Annotated in this window: 5 protein-coding genes and 1 pseudogene; all 6 read right to left on the reverse strand. The window is 57.0% G+C overall.

What is annotated here, in order from left to right:
- Positions 1 to 17: 17 nt before the first annotated feature.
- Positions 18 to 870: pseudogene (locus ACVWY3_RS23980) on the reverse strand (transposase); the annotation flags it as partial.
- Positions 871 to 2,397: 1,527 nt separating this feature from the next.
- Complete coding sequence (locus ACVWY3_RS23985; protein WP_456840664.1) at positions 2,398 to 3,234, reverse strand: 2OG-Fe(II)-dependent halogenase WelO5 family protein; 837 nt, start codon at positions 3,232 to 3,234, stop codon at positions 2,398 to 2,400.
- Positions 3,235 to 3,238: 4 nt separating this feature from the next.
- Positions 3,239 to 4,483, reverse strand: a complete 1,245-nt coding sequence (gene ectB, locus ACVWY3_RS23990; protein ID WP_456840665.1) for a diaminobutyrate--2-oxoglutarate transaminase — start codon at positions 4,481 to 4,483, stop codon at positions 3,239 to 3,241.
- A gap of 1,951 nt (positions 4,484 to 6,434) precedes the next feature.
- Entirely contained in the window at positions 6,435 to 6,836 is a 402-nt protein-coding gene (locus tag ACVWY3_RS23995) for a hypothetical protein (RefSeq protein ID WP_456840666.1), read from the reverse strand.
- Between the two features lie 27 nt (positions 6,837 to 6,863).
- Positions 6,864 to 7,877 carry a radical SAM protein gene (locus tag ACVWY3_RS24000; protein WP_456840667.1) on the reverse strand — a complete coding sequence of 338 codons (1,014 nt, stop codon included), beginning with the start codon at positions 7,875 to 7,877 and terminating at the stop codon, positions 6,864 to 6,866.
- A 1,351-nt stretch (positions 7,878 to 9,228) separates the two neighbouring features.
- Complete coding sequence (locus ACVWY3_RS24005; protein WP_456840668.1) at positions 9,229 to 10,281, reverse strand: KamA family radical SAM protein; 1,053 nt, start codon at positions 10,279 to 10,281, stop codon at positions 9,229 to 9,231.
- Between the last annotated feature and the right edge of the window lie 921 nt (positions 10,282 to 11,202).

Consider the following 11,202-nt stretch of genomic DNA (forward strand, 5'->3'; position numbering starts at 1 on the left):
CATATACGTCTATACATGAAGCTCTCGATGAAGGCATTCTGCATGGGCATGCCCGGCGCGTCTTCGGCTTGCCGCGCTCGATAATCAGCCGGTCCAGTTCCCGCGCCACGCGGATGCCGGAGAGCGAGGTATCGGTCACCAGCGCCAGGCACTCGCGGGTGCAGTCATCGACCACGGTGAGGACGCGGAAGCGGCGGCCGCAGGTGAGTTGACCCGACACGCAGTCGAGCGACCAGCGCTCGTTCGACGCCATCGGCACCGTCATTGGCGCCCGAGTCCCGATGGCGCGCTTGCGGCCGCCACGGCGGCGCACCGCAAGCTTCTCTTTCCGGTAAAGCCGGAACACGCTTCTTGTGGTTGACGCTATACCCCTCCCGCTTGAGGAGGACATGCACGCGCCGATAGCCGAAGCGGCGTCGCTCGTCCGCGATCGCCTTCATGCGCTGGCGAAGGCCGCCATCGTCCGTCCGGATCGTCTTGTATCTCATAGTCATACGGTAGCTGCCGATGGTTTTACACGCCCGCCGTTCGCTCATCCCGTGGCCATCCATGAGATGGGCGACATTCCGCTTCCCTCGGGCGTCACCATTTCTTTCCCAGCAAGTCCTTCAGCGCGACATTGTCGAGTATGGCATCGGCCAGCAGCCGCTTCAGCCGCGTGTTCTCATCCTCCAGCGCCTTCAGCCGCTTAACCGCCGACACTTCCATACCACCGAACTTCGCCTTTGATTTGTAGATGCAGGCGTCGCTGACGCCGCGCTTGCGGCACAGGTCGGCAACCGAAACGCCGGCCCCGTGCTCCTTCAAAATCCCGATGATCTGCTCTTCCGAAAAGTGGCTGCGCTTGCTCTGGTCCTTGTCGTGGGCCAGAATGAACTTAAAACTGGATTAAGCCCGTGGGGCAAGGTAGCGGCTCGGTTACATGCGTCGTCAACGAACTGTGCTGCCGGATTCAGTGCTTGCCAGTGCTTGGAACGGCCCAGGCTGGAGCCGGTGTCGCGCAATGCGGCGTCCCACAACTCAGTGCGCTTCTTCGACACGTTCAATAGAACCTGGTCTTTCGGCGATCTAACGGTCGATGCCGCGGTATTGAGCAATATAGTGGCTAATCCGGTCGGAAGGCTAATCAAGCCACTTACCAAAAGACCAACCGTCAACAGCTCCACTTTTGCTGTTAGGACAGCACTCTATGGAATGCTCGGCATCGATCTTACGGGATGAACAGATTATGACCGTCGCTCGCACTGAAGCTGGTCGACGAATGCAGCTCAGATGAAGGCGTGGTCAAGCCCCAAGCACTTTCCCGGCCACAAATTCTCTGGTTTCAGGGTATTGTCTTCGCGGAGAGCGGGTTCTCCAGTCGGACAACCGCACAGTTTTGACAGCAACAACAGCTGGCACAGGGATGGCAGTCTCGGAGCATTCTATCGCCGACTATCCTCACGTGCGAGCGGCACACCGCATAGCTGTACGGATCCAGGAGCCGATCACTATCATCGTGATCACTTCCCGCGAATCTGCAGCGGCACACAAGGCCCTGCTTCGTATGGCAGTCCGTTCGTGAAGAACGCCTATCCGGCTGCTAGTATCTCGGTCGTTTCTGAGATAGTTGATCGCGATCTTTGCCGGATTCCGGACACGAGCCTTTGGTTTCGTCGAGGATCATCGCGCCGTATCCCGTACGGCTGATGTTGAGGTCTTGCCGATTATTGCGGTTGCCGGAGCACCCGGTCAGCCCAGCGAGTGCCAATGCCATGCTCCAGCATGTGGATCGATCGGCACACCGCCCCAAGTCGACCAAGTTCGCTCTTAATACAGCTTTGATCGAAAGAAGCAACGGTAGACTCGCTCCGACGAAGCTATTGACGCACGCGTTAAGTTGAAGGCTGAAAGCAACCCCGGTCCCAGAGTTTCTGAACCAGGATGCGGCTCAGATCGCCGTTCTATGCGCCTGTTGGTGGATCGTCGTGATCATCAGGCCAGCATATGCTCGGAGCCACGCGTTTCAATGTGTCTGCGCGCTGCGGCACATCAGGAGACTGCTGCGACGTGGGTTTGGGGAGCGGCCTTGCTCACCAGGTGCAAGGGCAGCCGTACAGCTTTGCGAAGGCGGACTGCGCTTGCAAGCAGACCACCTTAGACAGAAAACGTCGCGCACAGCCTCGCACGGCGTAATAAGCTTCAAAAGTCGACGTTCAGCCGTAGGCGCGACCAACTTGCGCTTCTTAAAGCCCATTTCACTTCGTACGAACTGTGACGGGTCGTCTACCACGCTGCGCCGGCATTCCAACACGCGAAGGGTCCGTGCGGCGCCGCTATCCAATTGACGCCGGACGTTCGATAGATAGACCTCCTCGTCGCCACAATGTTAGTCAGCATGACTGTGCAAGCCCGACTTCAGGTCCACCAGAGAACCACATCTGGGCTCGCAAACCCAAAAAAACAGTTCAGCAGAAGGCGAGGCTTCCCATTGCCTGATTGTCGGGTCACCCCATGAACGTAGCCGCCGTCGATGAGCGCGATATCTCCTGCTTTGAGCTGAAAATCGTGATAAGGAAGGTCCTCAAGATAAGCTGTCGAAAAGGGATAGCCTGTAGTCTCCAGGCCTTGCGATTTTCGGTCACTTTCTGTCGGTTTGTGGCTCCAGATGCGCAGATTGCCACCTTCATCGGGCATGCTGGGGTAGAAGTTTAGCGCTACAACCGTTTTGTTCGCCACCTGCCGAATCTCGCTATCGGCACATAGAACTTGGGCGACGTCGTCGTGGGGCTCTAAGCAATACATCCCTGCGCCAGACCAGCAGATGGCACGACAAAGATTAGCTTGACCGTGCTCCGAACGAGCCAGCCGCAACTCAACTCCCTGTTTGTGAAGCTCGCCTTTCAGCGCGTCGAATAACGCGCGGACCGGATCTACCAGATCCGCAAAAAGGGCTTCCACGAAAGGACGCGCACTTTCCGCCTCGGCAAAATAGGTGGCTGCATTTCTCCTGTAGTGCGATGCGCCAACATATCGGCCGGGAACGCCATCTTTGCGCTCCTCGAGACCGGGATTTCGATTAAAGTTCGTCGTGATGTCCTCGGCCAGCTCGGGACTGAATGCCTGTTTGATGTGCAGGCCGGTGATCTCACCCTTTAGGACTGAGATGATCTCCCCAAGTTTGATGGAGCCGGTTCGTTCCTTGGTCGTGAGAAGCGAGATCGCTGGTACTTGAGACAGCTGGGCAGTTGCCATTGCCTTACTCCTGTATTGCCTGCTCGAGGATCGCGATGCCACGGTCGAGCTCGGCATCCGAGATTGTTATCGGCGGCAGGACTTTGATGACGTCTCGGTTTGGTCCCGAAGATTCAATCAGCAGTCCGTTTGCGAACGCGATATCGTGTGCGCGGTCGACAATCGCGTGTGAGCGACACTTGAGTCCCGCCATCAGGCCGCGGCCTCGCTTTTCTTTAATGCAATTCGGGAATTTCGCGACGAGATCATCAAGGTGTCGTTGCAGTTTGGCAGCTGTCCGCTCGACGCCATGATTGAATTTGGTGTCTGACCACATTTTGCACATGGCGCCTGCAGTCACGAAAGCAAGATTGTTGCCTCTGAAAGTGCCGCTATGTTCTCCGGGTTTCCAAACGTCTAGGTCGGGGCGAATCAAAACCACCGACAGCGGATTTCCCGAACCGCTTAGCGACTTTGAAAGACAGACGATGTCTGGTTCGATCTTTGCGAATTCGAAGGAGAAGAAATCACCTGTTCGGCCTGCTCCTGCTTGAATGTCGTCGACGATGAAAACGATGCCGTGGTCACGGCAAATGCGCTGAATATCCGTGAGCCAACGTGCCGATGCAGTGTTCATGCCGCCCTCTGCCTGGATCGTTTCCAGAATGATTGCGGCGGGTTTTTCTATGCCACTCCCGAGGTCGCCCAGGACGTAGTCGATGTAACTCGCTGAATCGAAAGCTCCGTTTGCATAGCCGTCATAGGGGACGCGGATCACATCGTGGCGAGCCACGCCGCCGAGCTCCCTGGTAGAGGCTGAACCTGACACAGCCAGGGAGCCAAGTGACATCCCGTGGAACGCATTTGTAAAGGCCATGACGCTGGAACGGCCGGTATATTTTCGGGCCAGCGCAAGCGCCGCTTCGTTAGCGCTTGTTCCAGTCGGTCCAGGAAATTGCAATTTGTACGAAAGACCCCTCGGCTTCAGGATCGTATCAACAAACACTTCGATAAATTCACGTTTGGCCGTTGTGTGCATATCAAGCGACAAAAGAATGTTCCCGCCCGCGAGATAATCAATTGCCGGTGCAAGGATATTGGGATTGTTGTGCCCGTAGTTGAGTGCGCCGGACCCCACAAGGAAATCAATATAGCTCTTGCCGCCCTCGTCCCAAATCGTCGCCCCAAGCGCCCTCGTAAAGACAGTCGGAAACGACCGGCTATAGCGACGAACATTAGATTCATGAGCAGAGAAAACGTCGACATTCATCTTGCGGATCCGTGTGCATGCATCTCATTGAGCGAAATGGACTGAACACGTTCAGTTTGCGACAAATGTCCAGACTGCAGCGACTGGTTCATCACGTTGCATTCCAGACCGTTGTTTCGATTCAGCTCCTGGCGAGTCTTTTATCTAAGACTCTGCGAACAACGAACCTACTAAGGCCGGTAGTCTTTGTTGCAGAGGCACTGACCCTGCCCCGCAATATGTGGAACGGCCGGCGTGCAAGAGCTTCTTCAGCCGCTTTCACACATTGGGACCGCGCCGTCACATCCGCGGCCTTTGCGCGCGGCACGTGGCCGCTGGGCTCGATGAGATCCGCGCCGAGGAGCTAAATCAGGTTCACGCGTTTTAGCTCATGGGGGCAGTAGCTTCACTCGCCTCGGGATTTCGTCCCATGGTTCATCGGCTGTTGTTGCACCTTGCCTTCTGCCGGCCTGCGCCGGTCAGATCGCTTGGCGACTGCGTCCATCGGACGGCGGCCGCAGTAGTCGACAGCGGGTTGGGATGCCGGTAGGTCCCGCCTTTCTTCAGAAGGGCGCAAATGATCCGCGCAGTCTTGTTGGCTTGCGCAACCGCGACAACCTTGAAAGACGGTCTAGCGAACAGCGCCTTCAGCCAGGGTCGCACCTGAGCGTCCTCTGCCGTTTGTCGATGGCGCGTTGAAAGATCGAACCCCATCAGTCGCCCTGCTTTCTGGACCGGCTGATGGCGCTCGGGTGGTCGCAGGTTGAAGTGATCCGTGATGATCTGGGTCGTTCAGCCACCGGCGGCGACCTGCCGGATTTGAGCGAATGGTAGCGGAGTTTGGCTCGGCAAGGCTGGTGCGGTTTGCTCCCGCAATATCGCGCTTCGCCAGCAATAGCCGCGATTGGCAGCAGACGCGTGGGCGATACCTCTAGTCGATCAGGAGACGATATATGCGCCGAGGCACGGCACCGCCTCCCGCTGCTCGGGCTCAAAGGCAGCCTCAATGAGTACGAGCTGGATCTGTTGCGCCAGCGCTCGCTCTCGGCCCGCTACGAGAAGGCGCGCTGGGGCGAGTTGGTTGTGGCGGCGCCATATCCCGCACCACAACTGCGCCTGGATGGATAACGACGGCCCTCATGGCTTCCGCAGATTGCGTGTCGATGATGCAGTCGATACTGCCTGCTTTTTCCGTCCGGGCGCTACGCCGCTGCAACCGCGGCCGCCAAGGAAGTCTGCGAACGGCGGGATAAGATGCGCGATGCTCTCAGCCGCGACGTCGAAGCAGCGTGCTATGGCGCCGACCGGGCCTTGCAGCAATTCGACGCGGCTGCCCCTGCTAGCCGGTTGGTGGCGAGCGAGCGTGAAGCGCGCTGGAACAATTAACTCCCATGGCGCGGAGGAAGAACGCAAGAGCCACCTAAGACACTGTAGGGCCGATGGCTGCCGCTGATCCAGCGACGGCTTGCGTCGCTGGCCACCGATCTAAAGACTGTCTGAACGGCGCCTCCAACCGATGCACCGCTGAAGAAGTGCATCGTGGGCATCCCGATCGACGAAGCGTGGCCGATGTAGCCTCGGAGATCATTCTCATCGTCCACTACGAGGGTGACGTCACAGCTAGCTGCGCTCGCCGACGCGGACAGCGCGGCAACACCTCTGCCGACAATCATCCAAGCCGTGCGTCAGCTGGTGCTGATCGGTAGCGACGAACTGATTGCGGCTTCCTCAATTGCAACGGCCGCTAGACGGGCAACGGCAAGCGCCGGAGCCGCGTGCGCGTCAGTCAATGAGCTCGAAGTACCGCGTCCCGGTGTTCAAGCCCGCGGAGGACGGGATCAAGCCTTGGCTCATCCTGAAGATTGCGTCCAAGACGCTCCGGCTTGCGCCTGAAGCGGAGAGATCCAATCTCGTCATCCTCTGTTGGATGGTCATTGGGTCTTCGCCCGCGCCGCCTCAGAGCGTCCGCCGTTCAATCGATCACCAACGGGCGCGCTAAACCCAAAGCCCCCGCAGGATCGCCTCCCAACCAGCGAAACCTCTTCTCATCAATCGCATAGCCAGACGGGTACTCCGATGCAGGTTTGACAATTGCGCCAAGTCTCCACATTTCCTGGGCCTCCACAAGGGGCATGAACCATTGGGCGTTGAGGCATTCGGGCCAGGAAGCGGCAGTTGAAGGCTGGATAAAGACGTTGTCGGTCGGCTTTCCGAGCCGCGAGAGGGGAGAAGACCAGCGTGGCGCCGCGCTGATGGCCCAAAGATCGCGCGAAACGAACTCGCTGCCTTGACCGACGCGGATCGTTGCCGGAAAACCCACTTTTAGCTGAAAATCGAAAAGCCCCGAGGCACCGTCAACTACCGCCGAAGTCAAGGCATGTGGCGTAGGCCGTTCTGTTGGTTAAGCGCAAGCACGCGCACGGCTCTCAATATGATTGAGAAGGGCTGTGGGACATTTGGCGCAGCTGCTCGTCTGGTATTTCTTAAGGGCGGCTCCCCAAGCAGTTTCTAAGTCAAACCCCGGGTACCGGACGTTTCCGACAACAAGTTTATGGTTGTCGGGATCACCGATCGCGCAGGAACAGGGATAGAGGTCGCCGTTTGTAGAGAGATAGCCCGAAGCGAAATAACAGTTGCATTCGGTGAACCGAACGTTCGGCGGCTGCTTCGTCACTTCGACGAGAATCGGCGTTAGCAGCTCAAGGCGCGTCGATCCCTGTGCAGCCATTGCGATTAGCGCCGTCTGAAGGTCTCTAACTTCCTCAGCCGAGACCAAACGTTCGTCTTCGTAGTTGAGAGCGTCACCTACAGCGAACATCGGCATGATTCTGAAAGTGTCGACGCCGATCGATGACAATGCGCGATAGGCGTCTAACGCCCCATCGATGTTGTGCCGATTAACAATCATCCTAGCCTGCACCGAGGCCCCGCAATTAACTGCCTCTGCCATCTGCCGGAGTGCCGTTTTGTGAACTCCCCGCTTTGTCTGAACGCGGTCAAGCGCCTGCGCGTTTGCAGCATCAAAACTGAATTGAAAGGCAAGCTTGTCGCGATCGTCGAAGATTGATGCGACATCACGAACTGGAACCTGACCAAGTCCACCAGTGTTCAGCTGGACATGAATGCCTCGTCTGTTTGCAGCGTGTGCCATCAGGGCTGCAGAGCGCGGAAACACGATTTTGAGAAGCGGCTCACCACCGGTTACGATGACTTTTTCCAACCTATGTCGTTCAACGAGGAGGTCCACGAAATTAGTAATTTCCTTGATAGTCAACTGTGATGGATCCCGGCGTCTCCTGGATTGATTTCTATATTGTTCGGGAACATAGCAGTGTTTGCAATGAAGATTGCAGTAGGAGGATACACTTATTTTGACTTGACCAAAAACGGGCGGAGGCAAGTTGCGAGACGGCATGCAGACCTTCCAACTTTTCTGAGGGCGGAGCAGGATTTATGCCAGCAGGAGGCCGTGACGGCCTTTGGGCACAATGTCGCGGCCGAAACAGCTTGTTGAGTTCTATACATCACCCTTTCGAGCAGAAGCGCGCTCACGCCAGCCGAGGTCGCGAGCTCTGCACTTCTTGACAGCAAGTCAACACGCTGATTCCGGACGGGCCGAGGGATCACGCGCCACAAGGGGGGGCGAAAGGCCAAAGACTGTGCCGGGTGCAATGCCCCGCCGTTATAGCCCAGGCCCGGTGAACGCACGCGCCAATGCTTGAGTCAGCGACGCCGCCGAACACGACCAGAGCGGTCGAAGCGAAAGGAGGAGACAATCTTATGGGTGTTCCACGCCATTTGACGCTCGGGCAAGATTCAGGCCTGAAAATTGTCTGTTAGGCGCCGCGTGGGAAGATTAAAATAAGGCAGTGGATCTGCGCCTATCGAATCTGTGACCAGGGTCCCATGCCATAAGCATCGGTAGCGATGATCGCCCACTCCGCATTCTCAGATCCCGTTGCCGCGCCATTCCATCCAGCGCGAACCGGTACCGCTGACGGCGATGCCTTCGCTCTCAGTGAAGCCCCTAACTCCAGCCGCGAGAGCGAGTCAACACAGGCCGCGCACGTAAGCCAACGGCTCTATCGTGCCCCGGGGGCTTGTTGAGCAGCGCACCATTGTTATCTTCGTCGCCGATTGTCTTGCGCGTCTCGTCCGCACTACTGCAGCAACGCGCTTGTCCATTGGCTCTCGATTTCCTGCAAACCCGTGCGTCCAACGGCGCAATGCAGAGTACCGGCGCGCTCACCTTCGTATTCCTAGTTTGATCAGCCGTTCACCCAATGGTCAGCCCAGCACTTCTACTAGGATATTGCGAATGCTCCACATGCCTGCGTTAACCAGCCCGCCCCCAAACCTCCAACTCCTATTTGGATGCTTCTGGCACAGCGACCTGCGCACCCCTATCGGCAAGATGTAGGGCGGCAGCAAGGGTCGCCTGGCCAGCGCTACGCCGAGCGGCATGGTAATTTCTGCGCGCCTGCTCACGGGAGCCACTACGCTTGCCGGTGATGCTGGACTGCCTGCGCCTCCACTGATGACTGCATTCGATCATTCACGAAATGAAAGCAGCAACACCATTTGCCCGCCAGTCGAGCTCGCACTCTCGGCTCGCACATGATGCAAATATCCTACCCACGTCACTGCGACATGGCCATTCCTCTGGAGAGCGCGGCTAGCAGACCACTCGCGCTGACCGTATACCGGCCGGACTTTGCTAGTCCCCGCGCTCTGCAGCAGTAATCATCATTGCGCGCCCACTGATCTCATCCCTCGGGCAAGTCGTCCAACCAGCAGGCATCCTCCACGTGCGGCCGGGAAAAGATCCTCCCGATCTTTTCGGGCATCTTATTTTGATGATATCGCATATACACCCGGCCATCCTCTCCCAGGTCGAGGATCTCGATCTTTCCCGTGTAGTGGGACATAATGTATTTGAATGTCTTCTGGATGCCGCTCAGACGTTGGTTGATGCCGCGCGTAATCTCTAGTCCGCGACGCAATGAAACCTGAAAGTGCGAAGCGCCCTTGACCGGCCTGCCCTGAAAAAGATAGTAGGGACGCACTCCGATTTGATGACATTTGGCAAAGGTCGCCGCCAACACCTCGGGATCATCATTGACCTTCGCGAGAAGAACGGATTGATTGAGGAATTGTACACCCCGTGCGCGCAAGGACTGAATTTGGCGCACCGCATAGTCCGAAATTTCGCCGATGTGATCGAAGTGTGTGACGATTACTGCAGTCTTACCCGTTTTTTGGAGTCGTTGGAACAAGGCCGCTAGAGCGGAATCGTCAAAACGCTTGGGCTCATAGGCCACCATTTTCGTGCCAAATCGAATTGATTCCAAATGTCTGATGGGGAGCAAATGATCAAGAATCTCATTGAGCTTGGCGGTGCTGAGCACGAATGGGTCGCCTCCAGATAGCAGCACGTTCGTCATTTCAGGGTGGTCGCGAATATATTCGGCGACCCTTGCGAAATCGGGTGCGACTTCATCGGACTCCTTGCCGACTAGGCGCTTGCGAAAGCAATAGCGGCAATATGAAGCGCATCGGTCCGTTACAAGCAACAAACCGGTCTGGGGATACTTATGCTGGAGGCCGAGCACGACCGTGTTATCGTGCTCGCCGCTCGTATCTAAACTGCCACGACTCTCGAACTCCTGAACTGAGGGCTCCACAATGTTTTTGAGCTGATCGTAGTAGCCACCGTTTGTAATCTGATTGCGGTAGTATTTCGTGACCTGATGACGGGTGATGTTGTTGGCTTGCAATTCACTCTCAGTGACGACCCGCGCCCCTTCGATGAATTTCATGACATGCCCTCTAACGGGCGGGGAATTAGCTGCGCTCGTCATTGCTACATCTTGTCCTATCGTGATGAACTGCATCCTGACCCGCAGGTCATTTGCTTACGATGGTACACGGGGAACAATGGATCGAAACCTACCTAACTTGGTGAAGACACTTGGAATTATATGCCGATGAAGCGAGGTCGGCACGTAGCTGCTATCGACAGCAGCGGTGCGTTTCTGAGCTGTGGCGGGATCACTTCCGCACGCTTTTCGGCGCGTCACAGGTCTCGTCCGACGAGTTGACCTGACGCCAATCACCAGCCCTTTCGGTTGTTCCAGTAACGATCAGCTTCGCATTCTTGCAGGCAATAATGCGGCCGATGCTGGCTTCGGATGAGAACGTCGGCGGACACATCCGCTCACTATACTAATGGGCGAACCGCGGCAGGTAAAGCGTCGTCGCTGCTGTAATGTTCAATAGCGAAGGAGAGTCTAACGAGTCCCCGCATCGCGAAGCCGCGCGTAATCTCGGTCGTCTCAAGATTGGTCGAGATAAATCCGCGCAGGGTCTCAGAGGATGGCCTACTCGTCCGCGAACAGGAGCCACAAGTCGGAAAGCTTCGACTTGCACTTTCGGAACGTTGCAAGTGTTGTCGCCGGTCAGATCCGCTTGACGTTGGCCAGTTCGCACCCGTTCAAACCGGGTTCGATGATCAGTGCGGACAAAGGCTTGGAGTATGTGCGTATCAATGCTGCGGTTTCGATGGGTTCGAGAAGGCTGCTGTGTTCAGCCGCACAAGCATCGAGCTCTCCCTCTTGACAAGGTCCGAGACCGCAATGGTGAGCCGCACCGTACCTTGTCGGCGCGAAAGTCAGGCCTAGCGGCCGGACATGTTTCGCCGACGTCCGGACGATCTTTTCGAGGAGGGATCCAAGCGGTGA

The sequence above is a fragment of the Bradyrhizobium sp. USDA 4486 genome, assembly GCF_054057995.1.